The sequence below is a fragment of the Paenibacillus sp. V4I7 genome, from assembly GCF_030817275.1.
GTDB lineage: Bacteria > Bacillota > Bacilli > Paenibacillales > NBRC-103111 > Paenibacillus_E.
The window spans coordinates 4802976-4829746 of the sequence record NZ_JAUSZD010000002.1; the positions used below are offsets into that span (position 1 = coordinate 4802976).

At 44.0% G+C, this 26771-nt stretch carries 19 protein-coding genes and 1 pseudogene; 2 read left to right on the forward strand and 18 right to left on the reverse strand.

Annotated features, from left to right (window positions below; genetic code table 11):
- Positions 1-17 precede the first annotated feature (17 nt).
- The 4 genes from QFZ80_RS22870 to QFZ80_RS22885 all read right to left on the reverse strand — a co-directional run bounded on the left by QFZ80_RS22870 (position 18) and on the right by QFZ80_RS22885 (position 7237).
- Positions 18-3458, reverse strand: a complete 3441-nt coding sequence (locus QFZ80_RS22870) for a glycoside hydrolase family 2 TIM barrel-domain containing protein (RefSeq protein ID WP_307561209.1) — start codon at positions 3456-3458, stop codon at positions 18-20.
- 193 nt (positions 3459-3651) lie between these two features.
- Entirely contained in the window at positions 3652-5310 is a 1659-nt protein-coding gene (locus QFZ80_RS22875) for an ABC transporter substrate-binding protein (RefSeq protein ID WP_307553846.1), read from the reverse strand.
- Between the two features lie 109 nt (positions 5311-5419).
- Entirely contained in the window at positions 5420-6241 is an 822-nt protein-coding gene (locus QFZ80_RS22880) for a carbohydrate ABC transporter permease (RefSeq protein WP_373460429.1), read from the reverse strand.
- A 66-nt stretch (positions 6242-6307) separates the two neighbouring features.
- Positions 6308-7237: an ABC transporter permease gene (locus tag QFZ80_RS22885; protein ID WP_307553842.1), complete on the reverse strand. Its 930-nt coding sequence runs from the start codon at positions 7235-7237 to the stop codon at positions 6308-6310.
- 459 nt (positions 7238-7696) lie between these two features.
- On the opposite strand from QFZ80_RS22885, the gene QFZ80_RS22890 reads away from it, so the two are divergent.
- Positions 7697-8497 (forward strand): helix-turn-helix domain-containing protein, encoded by an 801-nt coding sequence (locus QFZ80_RS22890; protein ID WP_307561213.1) that lies wholly within the window; start codon positions 7697-7699, stop codon positions 8495-8497.
- 103 nt (positions 8498-8600) lie between these two features.
- Here the strand turns inward: QFZ80_RS22890 and QFZ80_RS22895 are convergent, their stop codons facing one another.
- The 10 genes and pseudogenes from QFZ80_RS22895 to QFZ80_RS22940 all read right to left on the reverse strand — a co-directional run bounded on the left by QFZ80_RS22895 (position 8601) and on the right by QFZ80_RS22940 (position 20924).
- Positions 8601-9746 carry a family 8 glycosyl hydrolase gene (locus tag QFZ80_RS22895; RefSeq protein ID WP_307561216.1) on the reverse strand — a complete coding sequence of 382 codons (1146 nt, stop codon included), beginning with the start codon at positions 9744-9746 and terminating at the stop codon, positions 8601-8603.
- Between the two features lie 12 nt (positions 9747-9758).
- On the reverse strand, positions 9759-10679 hold the full coding sequence (locus tag QFZ80_RS22900) for a carbohydrate ABC transporter permease (protein WP_307564203.1): 921 nt from the start codon (positions 10677-10679) through the stop codon (positions 9759-9761).
- A gap of 35 nt (positions 10680-10714) precedes the next feature.
- Positions 10715-11689, reverse strand: a complete 975-nt coding sequence (locus QFZ80_RS22905) for an ABC transporter permease (RefSeq protein ID WP_373460142.1) — start codon at positions 11687-11689, stop codon at positions 10715-10717.
- Positions 11690-11788: 99 nt separating this feature from the next.
- On the reverse strand, positions 11789-13474 hold the full coding sequence (locus QFZ80_RS22910; RefSeq protein ID WP_307561218.1) for an ABC transporter substrate-binding protein: 1686 nt from the start codon (positions 13472-13474) through the stop codon (positions 11789-11791).
- 96 nt (positions 13475-13570) lie between these two features.
- Positions 13571-15358, reverse strand: a complete 1788-nt coding sequence (locus tag QFZ80_RS22915; protein WP_307553834.1) for a sensor histidine kinase — start codon at positions 15356-15358, stop codon at positions 13571-13573.
- A complete protein-coding gene (locus QFZ80_RS22920) occupies positions 15330-16937 on the reverse strand; it encodes a response regulator (RefSeq protein WP_307561220.1) in 1608 nt (535 codons plus the stop codon). Before QFZ80_RS22920 ends, QFZ80_RS22915 begins: the two co-directional genes overlap by 29 nt.
- A 155-nt stretch (positions 16938-17092) precedes the next feature.
- Complete coding sequence (locus tag QFZ80_RS22925; RefSeq protein WP_307553830.1) at positions 17093-18073, reverse strand: endo-1,4-beta-xylanase; 981 nt, start codon at positions 18071-18073, stop codon at positions 17093-17095.
- Positions 18074-18297: 224 nt separating this feature from the next.
- A pseudogene (locus tag QFZ80_RS22930) lies at positions 18298-18563 on the reverse strand (hypothetical protein); the annotation flags it as partial.
- Between the two features lie 558 nt (positions 18564-19121).
- Positions 19122-19211, reverse strand: a complete 90-nt coding sequence (locus tag QFZ80_RS22935) for a YjcZ family sporulation protein (protein ID WP_307553829.1) — start codon at positions 19209-19211, stop codon at positions 19122-19124.
- Positions 19212-19589: 378 nt separating this feature from the next.
- Positions 19590-20924, reverse strand: coding sequence for a DUF2252 domain-containing protein (locus tag QFZ80_RS22940; protein ID WP_307561222.1), 1335 nt, complete (start codon positions 20922-20924; stop codon positions 19590-19592).
- Positions 20925-21708: 784 nt separating this feature from the next.
- Here QFZ80_RS22940 and QFZ80_RS22945 point away from each other — a divergent pair.
- Positions 21709-21984 (forward strand): hypothetical protein, encoded by a 276-nt coding sequence (locus QFZ80_RS22945; RefSeq protein WP_307561224.1) that lies wholly within the window; start codon positions 21709-21711, stop codon positions 21982-21984.
- Between the two features lie 106 nt (positions 21985-22090).
- Here the strand turns inward: QFZ80_RS22945 and QFZ80_RS22950 are convergent, their stop codons facing one another.
- The 4 genes from QFZ80_RS22950 to QFZ80_RS22965 form a co-directional block, all read right to left on the reverse strand.
- Entirely contained in the window at positions 22091-22858 is a 768-nt protein-coding gene (locus QFZ80_RS22950; RefSeq protein ID WP_307561227.1) for an SGNH/GDSL hydrolase family protein, read from the reverse strand.
- A 263-nt stretch (positions 22859-23121) separates the two neighbouring features.
- Entirely contained in the window at positions 23122-23688 is a 567-nt protein-coding gene (locus QFZ80_RS22955) for a DUF4309 domain-containing protein (protein WP_307561229.1), read from the reverse strand.
- Positions 23689-23962: 274 nt separating this feature from the next.
- Positions 23963-24403, reverse strand: coding sequence for a C40 family peptidase (locus tag QFZ80_RS22960; RefSeq protein WP_307561231.1), 441 nt, complete (start codon positions 24401-24403; stop codon positions 23963-23965).
- Positions 24404-25066: 663 nt separating this feature from the next.
- Positions 25067-26278, reverse strand: a complete 1212-nt coding sequence (locus QFZ80_RS22965) for an MFS transporter (RefSeq protein ID WP_307561232.1) — start codon at positions 26276-26278, stop codon at positions 25067-25069.
- Between the last annotated feature and the right edge of the window lie 493 nt (positions 26279-26771).

Here is a 26771-nt window from a genome sequence, read left to right on the forward strand (position 1 = left end):
CGCTAGTTTATGTTCATTCAGGTAAACGACCTCTCAAATCGGAACCAACCGAAATCGAAATGGCTTCCCGGCAAAAATAGGAAGGTTACTTTTTGGAGGCCTGTCATTTTTTCTAATTCAAATACTCGCTCTTCGTAACCATCGGACTGTGTAAACTCGATGAGTAGATTTTCCTCACCTTCCGGATTAGCGAAGCGTATATGAATGGTATTTTTATCAAGAAGCGATCGGCCATAGACGACAAGCTGCGTTGCCCCTTGGCTTGTAAAATCCATTTGGTCGAATTCCAAGGAAACATTATTTCCAATCCCTTTAACGCTGGCTTCCGAGATAGTAAACGCATCGCCATAAATGCGGTCGCATTCTGTGGCGTAATTTTTCTCGAAGGCTCTGTTCTGCTTTTGGAACGAAAAACCCTTGATGTGCACCTTATTCTGAAGGACGAAGCAAATGGAAGTAATCCCGCAAAGACGCTTGGATAACCGATAGGTTTCTTCTTGATACACATTCCACTTGGACGGTTTCTGATAGATGACATCCGCTAGGAGTACACTGCCCTCTTCATCCGGCATGCCTTCCCAAATTTGCAGGGAATACTCTTCACTGGACAAGGCGAAAATCGGAATCGTAATCAGATCGGACCCGTACGTTCCGAAATCAATATCACGGAACCCGACTTCAGTTTCACCGTCCCGGCTTGTAGCTACGCCTCTCTCGTTCCCGTTTCCAACCTCGCCTTTACTGTAATCAAAAAGGCCAGCAGAGATAAACTCATAAGGATCCTTGTAAGCTGTGCCGAGTCCCGCTGCTTTAAATTCCAGCTGGGAGATGAGCTTCGTCTTGTTCGTACCGTTCTTACTCATACAGCGAAGCCGGAAATCGCCATCGCCCCATGCGGTGATTCTCGCTTCATGGCCGAATGCTTCCACTTTCGCAAGGCCCGTGGCAATTCCCGCATCATTCACTACACTCCACTCGACCTCTTGATAGGAGGTATCTGTGGGGTACAGGCAGGCTTGCAGCGTCATCTCTTTTCTCGATTCATCGAACAATTGTCCGGACGGGCTTACGATTTCAATCTTGCGTAAAGGGATTTCGTCTACGGTTCCCATTACCGGTGGCAGCTCTTGATTCTTAGTATGGGCGGAAACCCCAGATAAGGTTCTTTCTTCCCTTACCGGAAGACCATCAAATTCCACCGTCTGACTCTCCAAACCGACGGAAGACACCACAACCCGAATCTTGCCGGGCTCCAGGGTAGCCCCGATGATCGCCATAAGTTTGCCGCTGAATAGTCTTCTGCTAATCCCTTTATACGGATCATAGTCTGTACTGTCGCCATTATCCAAACCAAGCAAACGGCCTGCCCCCGTCACCTCGACACGAACCCGATTGCTTGCATTCTCCACCGGATTGCCATATGAATCTTCCATGTAAATTTCCAGGAAGATCAAGTCCGTACCATCGGCCATCAGGCTCTCTTTATCCGGCAGCAGACAAATCTTCTTCGCATCCCCAAAGGACCTTCTTATATCCGTCGCAATTACACGACCCGTTTCATCATAGGCTATTGCTTTCAATTCCCCTGCTTCATAAGGAAGCTTCCACCAGCCGACCAGCTGGGTTCCATGCTCATGATTGATATCAAAAGTTCCCACGATAGCGCCACCCAATTGCAATTCGATTTTCGGCGCATTCGAGCACACTCGAACATCAATCAATTGGCCCGGATTAAAGTCCCAATAGGGGAAAATATGGACCATCGGATTCGTCCTATAGTCGGTCCATGCCGATTGGTAGATGTAATACGAATCTTTCTTGAATGTAGCCGTATCAATCTGTCCGAGATAGGAGTTCTTGGTATGATAAGGCGTCGGTTCCCCAATATAGTCGAAACCGGTCCATATGAATTGCCCTAAGGAGAAAGGTGCCTCTCTTTCCGCGATAATACAGGCCTCGACTGACTTGGCTCCCCAGCTCGTCGCGCTATTTCCCAAAGCCGAGCACTGCTCGTCGTCATCAGCAAGAATGGACTTCTCGAATGGGAATCGATAAATGCCTCTGCTTGAAACGAGAGAGGCCGTCTCGCTGCCGTAAATGATCCAATCGGGATGCTCCTCATGGTGCTTATGGTAATACTTTTCCGCGTAGTTGTAGCCGGCCACCTTCACGATATCCGCACATTTTTGCGCGTTCTCCCAAGGCATATAATTGGAACCGATGGTCACTCGGCCATTTTGCTTCGGATCGTATTTCAGCACTTCATCCCTAAGCATTCGAGTGATTTCTTGCCCTCTTGCATCTGTATGAGTGTCGTAAATCTCATTTCCTATGCTCCACATCATCAGGCTCGGATGATTCCGATCCCGCTTGACCCAGCTTTTCACATCGGCCTTAGCCCAATCCTTAAAAAATCTCGCATAGTCGTAAGGGGTTTTGGTTCTTTCCCACATATCGAACGCTTCCGAGACGACCAAGAGCCCCATCTCATCCGCTAGATCCATAAGTTCTACCGCCGGCATATTGTGAGCGGTTCGAATGGCGTTAACGCCCATTTCTTTCAATATCCGAAGCCTTCTTCTCAGTGCTTCTTTATGGAAGGCGGCTCCAAGGGCTCCTAAGTCGTGATGCTCGCAAACCCCGTTTAATTTCATTCTTGTGCCGTTCAAATAAAAACCCAGCTGAGGGTCCAGCTTGATCTCACGAAGCCCGATATTTTGAGTGATGCTCTCTATGACTATGACTTCCTGGCCCTCTGCAGCACGCTGCAATTGGGTGACAAGCTGATACAGGTGCGGCTCTGCTGTGCTCCATAAATGAGGGCGATCTATCGATAACGTCTGTCGGTGAAGAAAGCCGCCTGCAACAATCTTGTCTGTCGCAGTCGCAGCAAGTTCGCCTTTATACAGGATCGTATGTGAGATTCGGACATCATTGTCCTCATGGAGGCTCAATTCCGTCTCGACTTCTACCTCCCAGCTATCGTTAACCCTTTTCGCAGCAGCATATATTCCATCTGTTACAATGTGATCTCGAGCTCTCGTCTTTAGCCACACATTTCGGTAGATGCCAGCTCCCGAATACCACCGGCTATTCGGACTTTGGTGGACGACCTTCACCACGATTTCATTTTCTCCGTCCACGATCGCATCCGTGATCTCGTGTTCGAAAGAAGAATATCCGTACTTCCATTCTCCTATTAACCGCTGATTCACATAAACGGATGAGTCCATATAGACCCCATCGAAGCTTAATAGAATTTGCTGGTCCGCTTCTTTGGCACATGTAAATCTCTTCCTGTACCAGCCGATACTATTTTCATACAGATTTAATGTATTGTAGATCAGCCAATCATGAGGGAGATCTACCGGCTCAAATGTCAAATCGAAACCATCCGTCACATCCAGGCTGCTCTTGGCAAATTCCCATCCACTATTAAACAGTGTCTTCTTATTCATCGTTTTCTCCCACACTCCAAGCTATCCCAAAATCTATAAAATGCCTTTTCAAGCAATAGAGAGTCTTGATCCTTATCACGGTTTCATATATAGATGACTCGGGCTAACACCACGAGTAATTGTCATATTTTAAAATTCAGGATCTGAGACAATGGACATTGTCTCAGATCCCTATAAGCACTATTTGTTATGATTAGTATCCAAGTTTGCTCTTCGTCTTGTTAAAGATATCATTCGCCATTTTGATATAGCGGGATGCGCCGAGTGCTTCGACCTGAGCCACATAGGCATTCCAATCGTTTGCAATGTTAGCTTGGCCGGTGACGAACTTCAGGGTCATCGTATCCACATAGTCCATCAGCGGCTTCGAGATCAGGTTCATTTGTTCGCTTTCGTCTGGGGTACCCATGATTGGCGGAGCTATCGTTCTCGGTTTACGATGAGTCTGAATGCGGCTGAGATAGTCTTTCTCGCCTTCGGTCATTTTGGACATCCGCAGTTTAGTGGAACCGCCGTATGCGAAGTTGCCGCCGCCGAAGCCGAAGTCTATGTTTAATTTCTTCGTTGCTGTCGGGTTCATGCCGTTAAAGGAGATGTCCGGTTTGAGCGTGATGTTGCCGCTCGCATCCTTCGTATAGGTCTCGCCTTCGACACCCCACAAACTGAGCGTTTGGCCTTCATCCGAATACCACAGCCAGTCAACAAAGCGAAGCATTTTGATAAAATTGTCCTTACCGAGCTTCTTGAGCGCATTCTGGCTGATCATAACACCGTTCTCGAGACGAGACGTTTCGATTTGAAGCATCCCTTTCGGACCGCCCGGTTGAACGATCATATACAGATCGGCGTTCTGCACCTGCATCTTGGTCTTGGAATCGGCCAGTATCTGGTAGTTGGCGTTCATGACATAAGTATCGCCTTTATAGAACTTGGCTTGTGCGGTTTTATCGTCTTGGGTGAAGGACTCCGGATCGAGCAGCCCCTCTTTGACCAGCTTATTTAAGAACGTCACATAATCCTTGAACTCATTGGTCGAATTGGCGAATTCGAACTGTTTCGTCTGTTCGTTGAAGCGCGTGCCGTTGGCAACTCCCCAACCGCCGGTTACGCCGTATTGAGCTGCCGTAATATTCAGCGTCGATTTTCCGGTGAATTCATCGGACATTACGTACTTCGCGCCGGTAAACTCTTTCACTTTCTTGAGGGCTTGGTAAAAGTCTTCATACGTCCATTTGCCTTCCTGACCTTTGACGTCGACTCCCGCTTTTTCGAAAATGTCTTTCCGAATCATATAGGAGTATCCTGCACCCGGCGATTCCCACAGCCCTGGCAGCACGTAATATTTCCCGTCCGATTTCAGCTTCTGCTGCAGGTCTCTTTCCATTCCCCAAGCTGTTACAGCCTTCTGATAATTCGGCATGTACTGCACCCAATCGCTGATCGGTACGATTTGGCCGCCGGCTACGTAAGCGGATTCGTCATAAGTTTTGGGAATAATGAAGGGAGCGTCGCCGCTGTTGACTAAGAGCGACTTCTTGTTCTCGTATTCAGAAGCCGCTACTACGTTTACGTCAAACGATACGTTCGTTTTCTCCGTGATCGCGCTCCAGAGCCGCCATTCCTTCTTATACGGATAGGTCGGTTGATCGCTGAACATGATCGAGTAATTCACAGGCTCATTCGAACGGAATGATTGGCCTTCGCCAAAGGTGTAATTCTGTGGTGCTGCGGAGCTCGTGCCTGGGGATGCGCTGCTGGACGATTCTTTTGTGCCGCTATCCGTACATGCTGTCATGCCGACAGCCATCATGACCGCCAATGCGCCCCTTACTGCTTTTGCAGATCTTTTCATTCAGTGCCACCCTTTCAAATGTGTTTATTTTATATAACAGAAACGCTGCCATGTAGATGCCTAATTAGTAACAGCCCGCGATTGCAGCCTTTCCGAAACATTAACGCGATTACCCTTTTACGGAACCAATCATCATGCCTTGCACGAAATACTTCTGCACGAAAGGATAGAGGCAAATAATCGGCAAAGAGGTCAACACCATCGCAGTGGATTTAATGGTTGCCGCGATCTGAGCGGTCGCATCGCTGCTGAGTCCGGCTTCGGTCGGATTAATCGCGCTGTCGATGATCTGCCGCAAATAGAGGGCGACCGGCCATTTATCCTTCGATTCCAGGTAGAGAGACGGGCCGAACCAGTTATTCCAGATGGAGACCATGCTGAACAACACCATCGTGGCCAGGATCGGTTTGGAGAGCGGAAGCGTAATCCTTAGGAAGATGCGGTAGACGCCTAGGCCGTCAACCTTAGCCGATTCTTCCAATTCGTTCGGTAAGCTTGCAAAGAAGGTCTTCATTAGGATGACATTGAAGGCGCTGATGGCGCCGGGTATGATAATGGCCCAGATGGTATCCCTCATGTGCAGCGTTTTGGCGACCAAGATATAGTTCGGGATCAGTCCGCCGCCAAAATACATCGTGAACAAGACGAAAGGGATAAAAAATTTGTTAAGGCGCAGCCTATCCTTCGACAACGGGTAAGACATAACGGCCGTCGCCGCTACCGATATCACCGTTCCTACAATGGCATACAGGATCGTATTGCCATAATATTTGAAGAATTCCGGCCTGCTTAGCAAGGCTCGGTACGTTTGGTCCGTAAAGTCAACGGGGAATATGGTGACCTTCCCTGCATATACGGCAGCCTCCGAGCTGAACGACTGGGCGACTAGATATAAGAACGGATACAAAGTCATGACGACGACAAAGGCCATGATCAATCCGTTAAAAACCTGAAACACACGGTAGGACGTGGACTCCTTCACCTGAACTGCTCCCTTCTACCACAAGCCCGAATTCGTTGTTTTCTTGGAAATGTAGTTCGCCGACGTGACCAGAATAAGACCGATGACGCCTTCGAACAGACCAACTGCAGTGGCATAACTGAAGTTCCCGCCGGTGATCCCCATCCGGTAGACGTAAGTGGAGATAACATCTGCCGACTCATAGGTTAATGGATTGTACAAGAGCAGGATTTTCTCAAAATTCGCTCCCAATATGCTGCCAATATCGAGAATGAGCAGCGTCATGATCGTCGGCAAAATGCCTGGAATCGTAACGTGCCATGCTAGACGTAACCGATTAGCCCCATCCACTTTGGCCGCTTCGTACAAATCGGTATTGATGCTGGTCATCGCCGCCAAGTAGAGAATGGTGCCCCAACCGAGCCCTTGCCAAATGCCGGATGTCACATAAATCGTCGGGAACCATTGCGGTAAGGAAATGAATGCAATTTTCTCGAAACCCAGATTGGCGAGCAGTGTGTTAATCGGCCCGGACATGGATAGCAATTCCTTGGTCATGCCCGCGACGATGACCATGGAGATAAAGTGAGGCAGATACGATACGGTTTGGACGAATTTCTTAATGCGAATCCGCACCAGTTCATTCAGCAACAGCGCAAAAATCAAAGTGAGCGGGAAACGAATAACTAAATACAAGACACTTAAAAACAAATCGTTGCGGAAGGCTCTCCAAAAGGAGGGATCCTTCATGAACATGGTAAAGTAAGATAATCCTACCCATTCCGTCCCGAACAAGTTGGTTCCGCCTCTATATTTGCGGAAAGCGATTACATTACCAAGCATAGGAACGTACTTGAAAATGATAAAATAAATAACGGGAATAAGTAGAAAGGAATACAACTTCCACTCCTTCCTGACGTGTCTTAGAAGAGGGGTCTGTAAAACCGCCTTATTCGCAACTGACATACAATCACCCACCACTTTCTATTGGAAAATTGTCCCCTAATCCTACACACAAAAAATCTTCGCAATCGCGCTTCATTACCAGCCCCCTAGATTCGTATGCGCTTTCAGAAATCGCATACAAGATGCTTTAAAAAACGGTTATGTTACCTACGTCATTGCAAAATCATTACAGATGCGCTTCTCACCTCAATTGCCATTCCCCGTGTTATTCGTGTCATAAAAACCTGTAATTATTAAACATTTTTATTGCAAATTGGTGCGGTTGAATTTGTAGCATGAGCACCATTTATATAATATTATTTTACAAAATGGCCCTTTTTTTTACCATAGAAGAATACAAGAATACTTGTAATTATTAAAGATCTTTTAAGCGCCGTATGGGCATGTTATGATGGACATAGTGCCTCCTTTTGCCGAGAAAGGAAGCGATCCTGAATAATCCCGGAGATGATCTTTGCCATGGACTTTGAGCAGTTCGAATCAATTGTCCCCGAGGTTTTCTTATTCGTCGACCGACGCTGTTTCCCCGAATGGGAAATCATCCGACAGGAAATCGATTTTCACGACCTGACGTTCATCGTCGGAGGAAAATCGAATTATTTTGTTAACGGTGAGAAAATCACGGTGGAAGCGGGGGATATGCTTTACATTCCCCATGGAAGCATCCGCGAGGCACATACCTTCAAAGATGATCCCATGCATTCCTATGCCTTCAACTTTACTCTGTTGCAGCCCTCTGGTAAAATCCGGTTTCCGTTCGAAACCGTAACCAAAAATCGAATCTCAAGTGAAATCTTAAACTACATCCTTGAATTTAATCGCGTTTGGAGTGGCATGCAGCCCGGATATCGGATGTTCGCGAGGGGGATCTTTCATTTGATTCTCCACCGGTTGCTGGCGATTTCCTTTCACCATTCCCCGACTTCCCATTCCGATATCCGGATCGACAAGGTCAAGGAGTTCATCATCGACCACTACTCGAATGAGCTGGATTTGGCGACCGTCGCCAAGGTGGTCAATCTGCACCCTGTGTATCTCGGCAAGCTCTTCAAAACCAGCACGAGCTTCAGCGTCAAGCATTTCATCAACATCATTCGGGTCAACAACGCGGAAATGATGCTGTCCGGCGGCGGGTTTTCCGTCTCGGAAGTGGCGGAACGCTGCGGGTACAAAGACATCAGCTATTTCAGCAATGTATTCAGATCCATTAAAGGCTATCCTCCGTCAAAGGCGAGCATGCAAAAAAGAACTTCAGAATAAGCCCGAAACCATGCCCATAGTTACGTAAGAAAAACCGTCAGGAATCCTGGCGGTTCTTTTAGGTTTGACGTACATCGGTTATCCATTCTAGGCTTAATCGATCTTATTTTGGCATCCAAATTTTAAAATGACCACTTAGTGCAAGCAAACTAAACAGATATAAACAATTATCGTAATAACGTCTCTCACCTGTACGGATAGGTGTTTGCCAGAACAATTCCACGCATGCTTTGGCATGAGGACTATCTGCAGCAGCTAATGAGCCCATAGCATTCGTTGCGAGAAGTCCAACAGGATGAAGCGCCTTCTCCTCAAAAGGTGTCCCATCAAGCGAATAGCGACGGTAGTCCTCTGGTGATTTGTCCGTGAAAAAAGCTTGGATACGATGGACAGTATCCGTATGCCACTCCGAACCGCCAAACCAATAGGCATCAAGCCCGATATTCGCAGCGACGCGATAGGAATCACTGAAGAAGTGGCCATAGCCGCGCTCATCATTCGGCGTTCCATCGTAATAAGCGTACTCAGCTGCCAAGCCCGTCACGGGATGGCATGCCTTTTGCAAATAGTTCCGACTCGCCTCTGCTGCTTCCGTCCAGAACGCTCGATCCTCTTCATAAGCCCATAAGGCGAATAGCGTATAGAAATGCGGGAGGTGATAAGATGGATCTGAGAATTCGCAGTTTGGAACAAACTTTATCAATTTATGATCTGGGTTCCACATCGGCTTTCCGATGCCATCCTCCCCTTTGTGGATGCATATCCGCAAGAGCTCCTTGGCCTGCTCACTGTAATTGAACGGCACATGCCCATCTCCCCAGCGATGAGAAGCAAAAAACAGTGCAAGAGCAAAAAACTCCTCGCCATCCGGCGCAGGTCCGTTGGAATTCTTGGTGCCGTCACGATGGCAGGACCAGGCGAAGTATCCCGCATTCTCCCCTTCTCGCAGCAGCATATGCGTATGTGCCCAGTACCAAATGCGATCAAATACATCTTTGCGATCCAGTTGTACCGCCATCATCATACCATAGGACATGCCTTCCGTTCGTACATCGAGATTACCCGTATCCAGTAAATATCCGCCGGAATCCCCAGCTTCATAATAAATTCTCGTCTCTTCAGGACCTTGAAACATTTGGTTCCACGTATCATTCAGTTTGTTCTGAATCTCGGTTTCAGAGAACCCATATTCCGCAAACAAATTCGTATAATTCCCAGTATGGAACGTTCCTTCAAGCTGCTTTTGCATCCTATCTTCCTCCTAACCTTTCACTCCGCCAACGGTCATCCCTTTAACAAAATACTTTTGCAGGAACGGATACACAATAATAATCGGAACGCTTACGACAATTGTCATCGTTGCTCGGATCGACGTCGGGGTTACGGTCACAGCGCCAGCGTTTGCACTGCCTGCAAACACCTCAGCCGCCGATTGGGACGTTTGCGTATTCGTATTCTGCAATATTTTCATCAACTCGTACTGTAAAGTGCTCAAATTATCGTTGGATGAATTGTACAAGAACACATCAAACCAAGAGTTCCACTGACCTACCGCACTAAACAGAGAGACTGTCGCCAACACGGGAACAATGAGGGGGAGAACAATTCGCATAAACATTGCAAAATCGCTTGCACCATCAATACGAGCTGCTTCCAATATCCCATCGGGAAGTCCTTCAATAAACGAGCGGATGACAATCAGATTAAATACGCCGATCATACCTGGAATGATATACACCCAAAAGCTTCCAACCATGCCAAGGTCGCGAATTAGCAGATACCCCGGAATCAGTCCGCCGCTGAAATACATCGTGAAAATAAAAGAAACCGATACGAACTTGCGGAGCACGTATTCTTGACGGGAGATCGTAAAGGCGACCATCGCGGAACAGAACACCGTGATAATCGTACCCATCACCGTTCGCAACACCGAAATGAAAAAGGAATGAATGATCAATGCTTCGCTAAACACATATTTGAAATTATCAAAGGTCCATATTCTAGGGAGCAAATAGATCCCCCCGCGAACGGCGTCATTCGCATCGTTTAACGCTACAGCGAGCGTATTAACAAACGGATATAGTGTAACGATGACTAAACAGATCATAAATAGGATATTGCAGATGTCGAACACGCGGTCACCTATTACCGTATTCCGCCTGCTCGAACGTGTATGTTCCACAGCTTCCAACGCTGTTCACCTCCTGAGTTAAATAGCTAGAACAATCTGGCTTCACCAGCGCGCTTGGCGATTTGGTTGGCACTGATCAAGAAGATGAAGCTAACCACTGTCTTGAAAATGCCTGCTGCTGTTGCCAGAGAGAAATTGCCTAGGGATATCCCATATTTCAACACGAAAATATCGAGATTTTCCGAAAAATCTACCGTCATTCCGTTACCTAGTAAGTACTGCGGTTCAAAGCCAGACTCCAGAATGTGACCTAAATTCATAATAAGCAATATGATAAAAACCGGTTTGATTCCTGGGAGCGTAATATGGAAAATGCGCTGGAACCTTCCTGCGCCGTCCATTTCCGCTGATTCGTACAGGGCCGGATCAATCGTCGTCATGGCCGCCAAGAAAATGATGGTGTTCCAACCGACGTTTTTCCACACTTCAGTTACACCTAGGATTCCCCAAAAGTACTCGCCCTTGCCGAGCCACAGGATCGGTTCGCTAATCAAATGTAATTTCAACAATATATCATTAATAATACCGCCATCCGTAGACAACGCGCCCGAAACAATGCTTGCAGCTACAACCCAAGAAATAAAATGAGGCAAATAGCTGATCGTCTGCACGACTCGCTTGAAAATGACTTGACGCAGTTCATTGAGAAGAATGGCTAATGTAATAGCAGTAACAAAGCCCAGTACAAGATTGATCGTGCTCATCGCGATCGTATTGCGCAGTACGCGGAGAAATCCTTCATCCTGGAATAGAAATTTAAATTGATCAAAGCCGACCCAAGCTTGCTCCGAGAACTTTTTGGCAGGCCGATAATTTTGAAATGCCATCGTCCAGCCCCATAACGGAACGTATTTGAAAATGAACAGCCAAATCAGAAATGGAACTGACATGGCCATCAATGCTTTTTGTCTGCCAAGCTTGTGGAAAAATAATGCTAATCCCGTTGATTTTCCGGCCAGCGATTTTCTGTCCGTTTGGGAATTTGTAGTAAGGCTCTCCATAGAAAATCACTCACTCTCCAATAGTTAATAACTATTTATCTAAAAAGAAGGGACGCATGACACAAAACACGCGTATTTGTGCCTTACGTCCCGTTTGATTTATTTCGACCAGTCTCCTGATGCACGTGCCTTCACGATTTTTGTTACAAAGGCTTCATATCCTTTAATATCCAGTTTGCTTGCTTGACCTACATAATCACTCCATGTTTTTTCGAACTTGTCAGGTGCAGTGAGAATCATCTCTGGATATGCCTTCTTCTGAAGATCACCCATTTTTTGCTCGAAAATCTGCTCTGGTGTACCTTGTCCTTTGTTGATGCTCCATGCAGGATACCAAGGACGATCATCGGGCTGGCTGAACATATCCGTAAATACTTTCGCATTGTAAGCTTTCAGAATCGTCCTGTCGCCCTCGGTAAAGTTCTTCTCCGCAACGGAAGGCTGTTTGTTCGGGTCGAACGCATTGCCGTCTTTCAAGATAGAAAAGTTACCGTAACGAGGCCAGTTATAAGCGTGCTCTTTCAGACCAAAATCTTCATAGAACTTAGGATCCTTAATTTTCGCGATTTGCTCATCCGTACGGAAGAATTTCCCTTTGTCGTCAACTTCATACGTTTGTCCTTTGATACCCCATTGCGAAAGAATCTGATTCTCTTCTTTCAGCAAGTTATCCCAATATTGGATAATGCGAACCGGATCTTTGGCGCTCTTCGTAATGGAAATACCGCGATTGTTTACGAAAGAAGGCGGATCGAGGTATTGATCCTTAACCCCTTTATCGAACACAATCGGAAGCGCAACATACCTTTTATCATCTACGCCTGCTTTCGACAAGTTATTGCGGGCATCGCCTACTTGCCAGTCGTAAGCGAAGTAGCCGAGAACACGACCGGAAGTTAATTTTGCTAAATATTGGTCTTTATTCATCGTGAACGATTCTTTATCGAACAAGCCTGTGGCGTTTATCTCATTAAGCTTTTTCACCCAACGCTTGGTCGTAGCCTCGTCAATTGCGTTACTTTTCGCTTCTTTTGTCTTCAGATCAATAAGAAGGCCGCCATCATTCGGATAACCCGCAAGATGAAATGCCGGGTTCGTAATCGTAAAGAAGTTCGTATCGTGAGTCAACATAGAGAACCCGATCGTGTCCTTACCGTCGACTTGCGGATGTTTCTCTTTGTACTTCTTAACAACATCGAAATATTCGTCAAGCGTAGTGATTTTCGGATAACCCATTTCCTTCAGCACACCGCGCTGAATCCAAAACGCACCTTGGTCTACGTTCGGGTTCGCGATAAAGCCTTGATTCGCACTGAATGGGAGGTGGTATATCTTACCATCTTTTTGCTTCATTTTGTTGAAATAGGGTCCATACACTCGCTTGATGTTAGGACCGTGTTTTTCGATCAGATCATCCAAAGGGATGAACACGCCCGCATCCATAAATTTGTCGATTTCGCCGCCTGGCTGTATCACGTCCGGAAACTCGTTACCGGCGATCATGACGCCTGATTTCGTCTTCGATTCCCCAACAAGTTTCTCAATCTTAAAGTTGACTCCGGTTTGTTTCTCAAGCTCTTTTCCAATAGGTGTTTCGTTCGTATTGATGTTTTTACCAGCCTCGAAATTGAAAAAGCTGAAAGTAACAGGTTTGTTATCTTCCACTGCAGCAGCAGTGCTGCTTGGTGCTTTAGAAGTGGCAGGCGCCTCTGTATTTGAGCTGCTGCAAGCGCTTAACGTAAGCGTTAACAATGTACTGACTGTTAATAATTTTAACTTCTTCATACTTAGTGAAACTCCCCTCTCAACGCTGTATTTGTAAGCACTTTCATTATATAAAATCGATCTTTGCTTGATTACCTAGTAAAGTTTAGTATCTTCTTAGTAAAGCATAGGTACGGGGCTGCTGCTGATCGCTTCTACAGGCATTATGATTGTCACGATTGTACCCAATCCGTCTTCACTATGAATTTGCACGTCAATCGAACTTCCATAATACAATTTGAGACGCAGGAAAGAATTTTTCATGCCAACGTGTTTGCTCACATCATCGCCGTTCATCATATAGGCGTTTAACAAATCGACTTTCTCTTTGGGCATGCCAATCCCGCTATCCGAAATTGTGAAACGTACATGTTCGCCCATTCTTGTCGCTTTTAACTCAATCACACCTTGACCTTGCAAGGGTTCGATTCCGTGGATACTTGCGTTTTCAATGAAAGGAAGAAGCGTCATTTTCGGAATTTTACAATCATAGATCGACTCATCTACCTCGAAACGGTAGCTAAGCTTGTCACCAAAGCGGTACTTCTGAATCTCCAGGAAACAGAGAATGAGATCCATTTCGTCGCGAAAAGTCACCCAATCATCCCCCCATTCCAACGAACGGCGGAACATTTTCGCCATGTTTTTAATGATCTTGGCCGTCTCGTTTTCTTGCTTCATCAGACTTCGCATACGGATTGTTTCCAGAGCGTTAAATAGGAAATGGGGGTTTATTTGACTCTGTAAAGCGTGCAATTGCGATTGCCGCTGCTTTAGTTCCAGATCCTTTTTCTGAATGTCGGCTATATATACATCATCGATCAGACTCTTGATTTGCCAAGTCATACGATTAAATTCACGTATCAATTGACCGATTTCATCCTTTGATTCTGTTTCATTGATGAGCTCGAAGTTTTGATTTTTCACCTTTTTCATATGGACAAGAATCCGTACCAGACGGGCATGCAAGGAATGGGATATCCAGAAAATAATCAGGGTCGGCAGCAGAATATTGAGCAGTGCCAAATAAACGATGAACTCCTTCGATTTACGCACAGCATCCAATACATGAGTATCTGACACCAAGACGATACGCCAGCCTTGCAAGTAATTCACCGAATAGCTTCTATCGAGTACCATTGCTTTATCCGGAATAACTATATTGCTGAAATTCGTCATACCGCGATTCCAATCTACTTGCGAATCTGTGGTGTATAAGATATCTCCGGCACCATTTAATAAATAGAGATTGCCTTGCAACGTCTGATTACTGAATAACTGTTTAATCAGATCCGGGCTTAAGTCGATTTTAAGCATTTTGTTAAAGGAATTGGCATTGTCGAAATAATTGAGTTGACGGATGACACTAATCCCACTGAAACTCATCTCATTATTGCCATTTCGTATGACAAGTGGATACGGTTGGCCCTCGCGCTGCAGCTTCTGCAGATTGCGATACCACCCCATTTCACGAATAACTTCCGTTATGGGATGTAAGCCACCGGAATCAATAATCGTTGGATTGTCCGTATATAACTGGATGGACTGAATTTCATTATAGACGGAGTTGTACTTGTTAATGATCAACGAAACTTGCGAGTTATAGATTCGTACATACTCTATCGTTTCGGCATACTTTTGCTCCAATGCATCATTCAATAGACTGTCTGTATAAAAAACAGAGGAAATACCGACTGCATTATCAATTCTCGCCCGAAAATCGTCCTTCAGTTTATCTAAATTCTTGGCGATATCCTCTTTTTTCTGTTGTTCCACGTTGTGGGTCGTTACATTATAGAAAATCACATTCGTTAATAAAATGGGAATGAATACGCATAGGAAATAAAGCATCAACAATTTGTTGCGCAACCTCACATTATGGAGTTGAAAGAATCGTATTCTCATTCGCACAACCGCCTCGTTTGATCAAATGTTGTTTACGGTATTCAGAAGGGGGCATCCCTTCCAGCTTCTCGAATTGTGCTACGAAATAATCCGCATTATTGAAGCCTACTTTGCCGGCAATTTCGTAAATACGCAGGTCGGTTTGACGAAGCAGCTTTTTAGCTTCTGCGATGCGAATCGATAACAGAAACTCATTAAAATACATGCCATATTTTTTCTTAAATAACTGTCCGACATAAACAGGATTCATATAGAACTCAGCTGCAATACTTTTCAGATTAATGCTATCCTGATAATGATGCTCGATATAGCTTTTAATTTTATGAATGTTACCCTTTATCTGCTCCCCTCGAAGCTGCTCAATCATATGTGAGCTTTCCGTCATAAAGGCCGTAAACAACGATTGAAGCTCGTTATACGAAAGTGCATAATTATCCCAGTTAAGCATCGGCTTTAGCGTGAGGAGAAGATCGGTCCGTCCCTGCAAATGCTGCAATGTTCCCAGAATGGCATGAACATATCGGTTAATGATGGTGCGAATTGCATCCTTGGCCAGTAATTTGACTTCCATTTCCGTAAACAATCGTTGAATCGAAGCGGTTAACTGCTGAATTTCTTGCTCCTCTACGGCTTCCTTAATGGTATGGAATACAATAGCATCAGGCTCCACGTAGCTCAGGGTGACGTTCTGAATACTCTCGTGAATCAATAGCCCTTTTAAGCTTTTCACATATTTATACTGTAAAGAATCCGTAACGCTCTGGACGGAAGTTCCAAGTAAACTCATTTCCTTTACACCCTTACCAATGTAGAGGTTGATCTCGATTTGCAAACGACGAACTAACAAGTTCTTCAATGCTTCCGCAAACCGCTCCAGACTCCCGCCAAACAATTGCAGCATGGTACTCGTAATCATCATTGCGAATTGATGGTTCCTTAATTTCACAACCCACTCAGGGGCCTCGCCGAGAAGACTGTGAAGTGCCTCTTTGACAACGCTCTCCTCATCTATGGACGATTCTTTATCCACGGAACAACCCGCATTCAGCTCTACGATCCCATATCGAAACAGTGTTCCCTTAGGGGCTCGAACTTTGCGTGACAACTCCTCGAGTTCATACTCTGCATGTTCACCTCTTGCAACCTGTTCGAAAAGGTCTTGAAGCGTTTGTCGCCCATAAGACATTTGTTGGCTTCGTTCTTGTCTGATTTGCCCTGCCAATTTTCGCAAAATCACTTCTAACTCATCTTCATCAATCGGTTTTAAAATGTAATCGCTCACACCAAATCGAATAGCGGATTGTGCATAAGAGAAATCATTGTAACCGCTTAATATAATAAACTTGCAGGGGCTTATATTCTGAATTTTCACTTCTTCAATGAGCTTCAAGCCATCTAGGATCGGCATACGAATATCGGTTATTACAACATCCGGCTGCTCACATGCAATGAGGCGTAAGGCATCCTGCCCATTATCAGCTTCATGTGAGACGCGATAACCTATATTTCCCCAATCAATTAAACCAAGTAAACCTTTCCTTACGTAAACCTCATCATCAACCAACATGACTTTCAACATGTAGAAGTTCACTCCCCTGGTTAAAAATGGAAAGGCGAGCCCGGAGATTACACCGAGCTCGCCAAACATAACGACCGTGTTGACCGATAAATCTCATTGTATCCCGATACAAGCAATCAGGCAATTCTAAAATGAAAGAACTTCTTTTGATTTCTTCATTTTATAACACGATAATAAGCTTTCTTTGGCTGTTGCTTGCAATCAAAAAGAAAGGGCCAATTTTTCCTATTCTTCACAGGAAAATGGTCTAACCAAGTATGATCGTCGGCCGCTCCCCAGAAAGTAACAGAAGTAATAGATTCTCGGTAGGCTCGGAACAGATTGAAAATCTGCTCATAGCGCTCCGCTTGCATCAGGAGCATTTCTGCCGTAGGCTCGGTTAAATCCGTACGTCTGTCATTATGCTCGAAAACAGATAAATCTAGCTCTGTAATATGAAGCTTTACACCAAGTGATGCGTAACGTTCAATCGTATCACGAATTTCGTCAAGTGATGGACCATGAATATTCCAATGTCCCTGCATACCTATTCCGTGTATAGGAGTGCCCTGTTCCTTCAACGTTTTGACGAGCGTATAAATTTTCTCGCGTTTTACTGGATTTGTCTCATTGTAGTCATTATAGAACAATAATGCATTAGGATCTGCACGGTGCGCATATTCGAATGCTTTTGCGATGTAGTCTTCTCCTATAAGCTCCAGCCATTTCGATTTGCGCAGGTAGATGTCCGTAGAATCTTCAATCGCTTCATTGACGACATCCCAGGCATATACGGCGCCTTTGTAGCGTGTTACAACGTTATGTATGTGTCGCTCCATTTCTGTCAGGAGCTGCTCACGGGTTGCCGATTCCCCGTCTTCTCCTTCAAATACCCAATCTGGCGTTTGGTTGTGCCAAACGAGCGTATGACCGCGCACCTTCTTGCCTTCGCTTAGGGCGTATTTCACGATCTTATCCGCCTCATCAAACGAATATCGCTCTCGCTCCGGATGAATTTCTGCGAATTTCATCTGATTCTCAGCGGTTACACTATTATAATGTCTTCTGAGTAAGTCAAGCTGAGAGTGAATCGTCTGAGGTGTGACAGCAGCGCCGATATCAAAAAGACCTTGATGCTTTTCGCATAATGAACCCACAGTCAAGTTCCTCCTTATTTAAGAAAACGCTTGCAAATTTAAATTTACAACACGACAGCACTACTCCTAGTATAAATGTGATTATTCTAGTTGATTACCCAAACAATTAAATCATTTCCTTTGTAAAGTATAGAAAAAAACCTTTATTCATGAGTTCCATCATGAAATAAAGGGCTATATCGTCGAGACTATTTTACAGCGCTGCGCCTTTGCCGCCATCTATATTAACGGAACTCCCCTGCTTTATTCTTCAAAAATCTTTGCTTTAATCGTGCGGCCAGTTCGTCGTCTGAGAGAGGATTACGGTGCGTATTTTCCAAATAAATGTGTTTTTCCGTTTCAGGCATGAGGAATTCCTTATACCATAAGAAAAAGTCCGGACTATCTCCGTGCATCCGAAGAAACCGTCTTAGCGTATCCACATTATGAACCGTATCTCGATATTGGTCAGCCAGTCGGCCTTGTAAAACTTCTCCCATTTGCCATGCTCTGGGTTGCTTTTCTTGCTTTGCTGACAAACTTATTCATATGTTTTATTTTTCCTTTCGTGCTAATTTTTAGAATGAAATGGGAGTTTAACCACTCCGAAATACTTCAATACGGTAAATCATTAAAGCTTTATAATACAGCTCTTCAGCTCTTCATCCCTCCCTTCCAATCTGGTTAATCGATCAAAATCGAGTCGAAAATTGTCTAGTAATACTTAGTTAACTATAGTAATAGCTTGTCAGCAGAATGTTAACTAGAGTTTGAGTAATTGTAAAGGTGGGCAATCGACCAGTCACCGGGAAATCTCAGTACGTTATCTGGCCCGAATAATCCAGCAACATCCAGATGTTAGGCCGCCTTTGTAATCCTCTGCTATTGATCCCCGTTAGCGGAATATTTCAACTTTAATTAATCCCAAAATATCTTAAATTCTTGGAATAGATTTATAAGATAAGGGTGACTTTTTTATGATAAGAACAATGAGAAAAAACGGCCTGTATTCACATCCTCGCGATAGGGCCGTCTTTGTTTTTTTATCGATATTCTTTTTGTAGTTGGATTAAATTGCAAAAGCTGCTGTGATGATTACCAAAAGAATAAAAAGAACCAAGATAAATGCTACGTTCTGGCCATAACCTACTCCGCTCATGTTTTCTCATTCCCCTCATTGATTTTTCACTACGTTATAAATATACGCTCGGTACATAGTACTTGATTGGACGTATGTCATTGGAAGGCAACCGCCGAGGAAAAGTGCAAACGTATCGAAATTAATGCCTTTATGTATACGTGATTTGTTACGCCCTGGAACAATGGATTGATTAATGGTCGGAATATTTGCGGACAAAAGGTGCATCAACCGATAATGTTGCGTAAGAGATAATTCTCTTTTTATTCAACTGAAAATGTTTTTCAACTAATGAAAATGTATCTTCAATGGATACGGTGCCGTCTACAAGGAATGTCCTAAGGTTAAATTGTTCTGTTTGGCTAGCCAAAATATCTGTATGTTAACGGGATTACGAGCTCAAGTAGCCCTTTGCTCCAACCATTCGATAAACAGCACATAATCATCTTCTACTTGATGAGCATAAGAAATAGCCCAATTGGCTAAGTACTCACGAAATGCATCTGTATCTGCACCAATCGCTTGTACGATCTCGTCCTCGCTGTGGTGAGACAAGATGCCATGCTGCACATCGACATCAGCGCGAGCGTGCATTTTGGCTGTAATCTCTCCCATGCAACTGATGACGCTCTGCCAATCATCAAAGGATTCAATCTTTTCGAGCTTTAGCTTCTTTTTGAATGGGGAACGCTCGCGAGCGTAGAAGTGCCGGCCTTCCATCGTCATAAAACCAAGAAACGGATCAGCTTCGTGATGCATCGCCTGCTGCGTCATAATCACACGCTTGCCTTGATGGGCGTACTCTGACCAGAAGAGCTCATTATATGGCATAAAGTAAGACGGCACTGGAGCCCGCACTTCCTTCACCTCAATGATGATATCGTCGAGTGCTTGCGGACCTGCTGCTCCTTCAATCAGTACATAGAAACGGGTAAGACCAATAGAGGCAGTACCTGAACCGTACTTCACTGCGATATCTTTGATTTGGTAATAGCTATCCGGCTTCTTCGTTTTTGAATTCAAGGTACTCAAATAATCGTTCCAACCCGATATGAGCATGTCCCGCTCCTGAGCAGTAGGCTGCTGAATTTCCTCCGTCCAGATGAATTGGCGACCTCCCTCTTGTAACACAGTTAGCCCTTCGAGAAGATGACTTTCTACTCGCTTCTCCATCTTTTTCAGAAGCTTGCGAATTGGACCATTGGTCACTCTCTCATCGTAGACGACGTCATGCGGATCTTCTTTGCGCTTCGCAAATTTTCGAATTTGCTTCACATAAGCCGATAAGTATTCATCGAGAAGATCCTTTTGAACATCGAGCCCAAACTCCTTCATTCGGCTTACTAAAGCAATGCTCACACACAACCTCAACAGGTCATTCAAATACGACCCCGTATAGCCTTCGTCGAAATCGTTAACATCAAAGACAATACGCCCTGTTTCGCTGCGAAAAGCTCCGAAATTCTCGAAGTGCAAATCTCCTTGGATCCACGTCGGTCGCTGTGGTGAACTATGATAAGGGAACCATTCTCGGCCCGTGTCAAAATAAAATAAATAGCTACTACCGCGATAAAATTGAAAAGGACTAACTGCCATCTTTTCATATTTCAGCTTTCTTTTACTCTCATCCAACCCCATTATATGGCAGTCAAACTCTGTAAGTACACTCGAAATGGTCAGTAACCTCAATTTTTTTTGCGTATGTTTTACGCGTTCAGTCAAATTCAATGACATTCAAGTATCCCCTTTCCTTTCTCTAGTATTGTAACACGAACTATTTCGTAGAAAGACATTCTATGAGATACTGAAATAAGCCGCTCTCTTTCAGCTTGAAACGAGAGTGGCTTTTTTACTTAACCTATTCAATCATTCCTGTTGTTTTACTGCTTGATCAAGGACTCATACCCTGTAATAGCAATTCACTCTTTGTTGATATGTTTTATCCACGCTCCTGTACCTCATTCACAACATCGTCTCGAGTTATCAATGTGTGCCCACGAAATGTCATCAATAGGGAATAGCAGATACCTAATGGGGTTTTCTTACCTTCATAAAACATAAAACCAGTTCTGAAAACTTATCTCCATTAATTCATGCTTTTTTTCACAGGAAATACAGTAGTACATAAACCACATCTCCTAAACATACTGTTCATACCAACATTATATCTGAATAGTCATAAAAATCAGTTTATTTATTGTTAAGATTTTATTAACGATAGGCTCTCGCCGAATTTTTTGGGGTTGTGTACACGAAGCAACGTAGACATCATAAATAACCCGATAGCTCAGAAGGGCTATCCGATTGATCGTTCAGTATTGAACTAAAGTTCTGCGTTAGCTTAGGCCGTTTTTGTTCTATCGTCATTCCAACTGGATACAGAATTCTTGTGGGCAGAATGAGACCCTAAACGTTAATTCTGCATGATTCTTTTTTTGATTTGATGTTCAGAATTCCCAATTAATTACATATGATCTTTACAGTACATCAAATCTTACTGTTGGGAGTGTGATGCAGTATGAGATCCCTTAAAACAAAGTTAGCATTGCTTCTTGCATGTTCTAGCTTAATGGCTCCGAGCGCCATAAGCGCCGCCGCAACCGAAACTGGAGTTACACCCACTTACATTTTTAAAAATAACTTAATCCACACCTTTGTCCATGGCATTTATGTTCCTGGCCGCTATATAAATGTTGATGAAGATACAAGGGCTGTATATATCCCCGGTGGGGTGGGCGTAATTGCGGTCGATAAGGATGCTCTTTTACCAGAAGGGTCCAAATTCTTAAAATGATACTCCAAGTCCATTTGAGCATCTGGTCTACTCTCGATGCTCAAATGGCAACTTCACATGTCATCGCCAGCCTCATGTATTTCAGAATTCATAATTAGCGAAACGGTCAATTTAGTTTTAAAGCCTCTGAATTCGGCTTGACCAGCTGGCCGGATATTTTCTGAGCGACTGCATCGGCGATCGCCCGGTAGCCTGCTTCATTCGGATGGATTGTATCCTGCATGAAAGGATGCTCCGGCCGAACCTGACGTCCAAATACGAGGCTGGGGATATCGAGAATATCGACGCGTGGATCATAGTCCCGGAAGCTATAATACACATCCCAAAGTTGATCGGAGTAAAGCTGCGCGTTCTCAATATCTAGATGAATATAGCTCCAGCGATTCACTGACAAGAATGGATTCGGTATGCGCAGCAGCACCCCACCGTGAGTTTCCTTCAAGAGCCTGTCCACGACAAGCTTCAGATCGGCTTTAATCTGCATAGGGCTGCTTTCCCGAATGTCGTTGATCCCATAAGAAACGACATACAAGTCTGCCTGGTCTTGAATCACATTGTCGAGCGTATTGCCGTGGGTAGCGATTTGGTTAACAAAATGATGCAGCGTATTGCCGCTGGAGCCGCGGTTGCGAATTCGTGCCCCTTCCAGAACGCCTCCGGGAGCCCCATAGATCTCTGCCAGCTGTTCAAATAGTCCCTGCGCCGCTTCTGTCGTACTATCTCCGACAAAGTTGATGAGTTTACCTGATTTGGAGCTCTGATAGAACGTTTGAATCGATTCGTCCGTCTTCCCGAAGGACGAATCAGGAAGCGGCAGCGAGAAGATCAAGAAGAACGCTAAACCGAGCTTCCCCCAGTTCATTCTGATATGCATTATCCTGATCATTCCTTTCTAGGTAAAAGTTGAAATGTCATTATATTCCTTACGTAAATCTGTTTCCTCACTCACTAATGTTCCCCGCGCAAGTCCCTTCATATACTTCCGGTGTCCTCTGCCGGGCTTTCGTAAGACTTCACCGCCAGTAGACCGAACAGCTCTCACTGCAAAAACTATTGTGCGCTCGCAAAAAAGAAAAAGACAGCTCCAATGGGAACCGCCCTCTATACGAAGCAGTTAGTACAATCAGCAATAAGTTATTAAAGCTTTTTAAATCGAAATACCCCTACGGTTGATTCCTTGTCGTGATATTTAAAATATAAATAATATTCTTCTGTTTTATATCCAAGTCCATATTCGTCAAATCCAGCATCAGGACTACCTTCGAAATCAGGTTTTCCCAAAACCTCTTTAACCTTTTCTACTGAAAAATTGATTTTTATATCTATTACACCGATCTTATTTTCACCCCATATATAGAAATAGCAGTTATCATATTTTAAATATTCCGCATTTTCAAACCCTATTACATCAGGTTTTCCATACGATTTTTCTAGTTCATTCTTAGAAGAAGATAAATTTGCTTTAATACCTTTAAGTTGTCCTTTTTCGGCTGTCTTCAGTAGTTCTTTGTCAAGTATTAATTGACACGAATTCCCTTTGTTTTCAGTAACAGCTAACAAATTTGATTTCCCCTCTTCTGTTCCTATTTTAGCGGGCGAATTTGTTACTGCTACCTGCGACTGTAATGGACCTTCGACATTCGTACAGGCTGTGAACATCAGCATAGACATTAAAAGGCATACGCCAGTCGCTTTGCTTAACATATAAATGCCTCCATTGTTTACCTTTTAGAGTGCGTAACCTATTTCATCCAGACCGCTTGCACCCTTCGTATAGGTAACCCAGTCTTCCTAGAAGCAAATAGAAGAAAATAGAAGAAAATAGAAGCACCTCATTCTCCATCCGTTTGATGTATTCGTCAATGACGATAAAAAGGTTGCCTCTTCATAGAACTTCCTATTAAATTTCTTTGTAAAATGCGCAACCTCATTTCGTTCTAGACGAGCTATAGTTCTCCGTCGTATCAGCTTAAACATCTCAATCCCACTGCTTCTTCTGTATTCCAGTTAATACCCTTTCAACAGGAGCCCATCCAATAAACTTGGGTTGGGTCCATCCTGGTGCTGGCTTGAGATTTTCAATTTCTAAATAGTTATCTATTCTTACTTTATCCCAAGCGTGTATTGCATCTTCATTCCCCAAAGATAAAGCTACGTGTCCCCAATTTTTAAGCTCACCTTCGACTAAACCTGAGCAGTAATAGAAAACAAAAGCTCCTTTAGGCGGAGAACCCATATTCTTATGAACTTCGTAAAGTTCAGCCGACTCGCTAGCATCGTCGCCTCCCCACATCTCAATCCCGTTGCTTCTTTCATAAGCGTCTTCAACGAAAGCGAGACACCGAAGCCGGTAATCCTTCGAATCCATGTGGTTTCTTGCCCAAGTAATAGCATTCTCAATTTCCCTCTCAAATTTCAATAAACAACCCTCCATTTTTGATTAAACTCTACAATTAATAATACTCGAAAACGCAAGGAACATAATGGTAAAAAGCTATTATTACTAAAGTATCCTGCCCGTTGAACGAAGCTCATGCCAATTCCCCTTTTCGACATCATTCGTAGTGTTTCTTTACTATACATCAAAAAAACTCGAGAGAAATATCAATTCCTTCGATGCTTCTTATAACACTTCTTCTGCAATTTAGCCGTACAAAATTCAAAACCCCACTCAATGAGTCTCAATGAGCGGGGTTTTCCCATGAAGTCGAGCCGTGGGTTAACCACCCTACAATCGGATCGGTTAACAACCACATGTTCAATATCTGCCGATGCTTTGCAAATCCATTCTGTCCAACAATTCGGAGTTAAACATTACCTGATCCGACTATAGTGTCCCGTTAGAACTTAATGACATAGTTTCTGGAGATGTAGATTTATCTGGTTTAACCCGATTCCCAGCGGTCGTACAACATAATCAAAATCAGCGGCATTAAATAACGCAATGTAGCCATAAAAAAATGATTCCAATGGTGGTAGACCAACCAACCTTTGTTGTAAAAGATAAGCGCGATAGCCTGCGATTTACGAAGTGAGGATTATAACAATGCATATATCGCATAGTTTTAGCTCGCTTCTCCTTTTATTTATCTAAATGTCGGATAGAGGGCAGCAACACACATAGAAGTGCAATTGCTATGATGCAAACCCCCGATAACATAAACCACGTATTAATTCCAATTCGATCGGCAAAAATCCCAGAAACGATTAAACCGATCGGCATGGCAAAGGACGTAATGCTGCCCAATAGCCCAAATACCCGCCCTAAATACTCAGGTTGAATTTTTTCTTGAATGAGAGCCATCTGTACACCGCTATAAAATGGGCTTGAAAAGCCCATCAAGGCACTGCACAGTACAAAGATAAGGAAGCCATTTATCGGCAACAAGCCAGAAATGAATAATGTAATCCCCATCAAGGAAATGGAAAAAATAATGCTCAGTGCACGGTTTTTTAATCCGCCCCAAACACCAAGCAACAAGCCTCCAACCAACATTCCAACTGCAAAGACGATTTCAACAATAGAAGCATGGGTCGCCGTCCCTCCGAAATAGCTCATACTCATTAAAGGGAACAAGGCATTGATAGGCATAAAGACAAACGCATATAGCGCGCCAATCCAAAGCAATGCAAATAATCCCTTCGATTCCCTAAATGTACGATAACCTTCTATTGCTTCTTCGAAAAAGTTACTTTTAACACTTTCACCTTGCGTCATTTGCTTTGGAATAACAACCATCGCCACAGTGATACAGGCGATCAATGCACCCAACACATCAATGGCAATAATTGCGTTTAGTTCCCATGTTGCATATAGAAAAGCTCCAATTGCAGGGCTTAGAATATAGCTTACCGACTGTACCGATTGGCTGTATCCAGCGCACTTCGTCAGTTGATCCTCTGGTACCAACAAAGGTGTTACTGCACTCAAAGCAGGCGTGTGAAATGCTGTTCCGATACTACGGATAAATAAAACGATCATCACGACCCATATTGGCAGGTCGATTGTGATTGCGACCACAGCCAAGGCAGCACCTGCGGCAGCAATAATAAGGTCTGCACCGATCATAATCAGTTTTCTATTCCAACGATCAACCAATACGCCAATCATTGTTCCCAAAATGGCTTGAGGTAAAAAACCTACCATTGTCGCCATCGAGAGCACCATTGCTGATCCTGTAGTGTCGGTTAGATACCAAATAATCGCCATTTGCAGGACAGAGCTAGTAATCAGTGAAACCGCCTGACCTGCCCATATTGTAAAGAAACTTCGCTTCCAATTTTGTTGTTTCATGTTCATTCTCCCCGTATTTTTTATTGTCTGATTCTTTTTTGGCAATAAAAAATACAGATCCAAGTCCACAAATGCGGGCTTAGATCTGCATTTATCACGTGAGAGAACACGGCGATAGAAGGCATAGCAAAACAGCTATCCAAATCGCGATCTATGTCTACATACGTAAAAATAAGCAGCTCAAAAAAAGCCCACAAGTGTGGATAAAAAATCCGCTTTTTTATTGCCAGCTTATCTTAAACGCATGGAGTGTAACATAGATAACGAGCCTCCTCATAATTTATACGTTGAATTGACTGCTCTAACTGTCAATTCAGTATCATAACCATATTCAGCGGTTGTTAGCAACAAACAGGATAACAGGCTATTTCCAGTCTAGAACTTTATTTTCTATATGTGGACCCCTTTAAGTTTAACTATCGTTTCCGTTAGTTCCATCTCTTAACTTAGAAGTGCCTCATCTTGCAATCTCGTAATAATTTCATTAACAGTT

Excerpts from the sequence above, each read along its gene's own strand:
- QFZ80_RS22965 (WP_307561232.1), bottom strand. The coding sequence starts at position 26,278 with ATGAAACAACAAAATTGGAAGCGAAGTTTCTTTACAATATGGGCAGGT.
- QFZ80_RS22880 (WP_373460429.1), bottom strand. The coding sequence starts at position 6,241 with ATGGCCTTTGTCGTCGTCATGACTTTGTATCCGTTCTTATATCTAGTC.
- QFZ80_RS22910 (WP_307561218.1), bottom strand. The coding sequence starts at position 13,474 with ATGAAGAAGTTAAAATTATTAACAGTCAGTACATTGTTAACGCTTACG.
- QFZ80_RS22870 (WP_307561209.1), bottom strand. The coding sequence starts at position 3,458 with ATGAATAAGAAGACACTGTTTAATAGTGGATGGGAATTTGCCAAGAGC.
- QFZ80_RS22940 (WP_307561222.1), bottom strand. The coding sequence starts at position 20,924 with ATGTCATTGAATTTGACTGAACGCGTAAAACATACGCAAAAAAAATTG.
- QFZ80_RS22890 (WP_307561213.1), top strand. The coding sequence starts at position 7,697 with ATGGACTTTGAGCAGTTCGAATCAATTGTCCCCGAGGTTTTCTTATTC.
- QFZ80_RS22955 (WP_307561229.1), bottom strand. The coding sequence starts at position 23,688 with ATGTTAAGCAAAGCGACTGGCGTATGCCTTTTAATGTCTATGCTGATG.
- QFZ80_RS22885 (WP_307553842.1), bottom strand. The coding sequence starts at position 7,237 with ATGTCAGTTGCGAATAAGGCGGTTTTACAGACCCCTCTTCTAAGACAC.
- QFZ80_RS22935 (WP_307553829.1), bottom strand. The coding sequence starts at position 19,211 with ATGAGCGGAGTAGGTTATGGCCAGAACGTAGCATTTATCTTGGTTCTT.
- QFZ80_RS22915 (WP_307553834.1), bottom strand. The coding sequence starts at position 15,358 with ATGAGAATACGATTCTTTCAACTCCATAATGTGAGGTTGCGCAACAAA.
- QFZ80_RS22895 (WP_307561216.1), bottom strand. The coding sequence starts at position 9,746 with ATGCAAAAGCAGCTTGAAGGAACGTTCCATACTGGGAATTATACGAAT.
- QFZ80_RS22950 (WP_307561227.1), bottom strand. The coding sequence starts at position 22,858 with ATGCATATCAGAATGAACTGGGGGAAGCTCGGTTTAGCGTTCTTCTTG.
- QFZ80_RS22920 (WP_307561220.1), bottom strand. The coding sequence starts at position 16,937 with ATGTTGAAAGTCATGTTGGTTGATGATGAGGTTTACGTAAGGAAAGGT.
- QFZ80_RS22875 (WP_307553846.1), bottom strand. The coding sequence starts at position 5,310 with ATGAAAAGATCTGCAAAAGCAGTAAGGGGCGCATTGGCGGTCATGATG.
- QFZ80_RS22905 (WP_373460142.1), bottom strand. The coding sequence starts at position 11,689 with ATGGAGAGCCTTACTACAAATTCCCAAACGGACAGAAAATCGCTGGCC.
- QFZ80_RS22945 (WP_307561224.1), top strand. The coding sequence starts at position 21,709 with ATGAGATCCCTTAAAACAAAGTTAGCATTGCTTCTTGCATGTTCTAGC.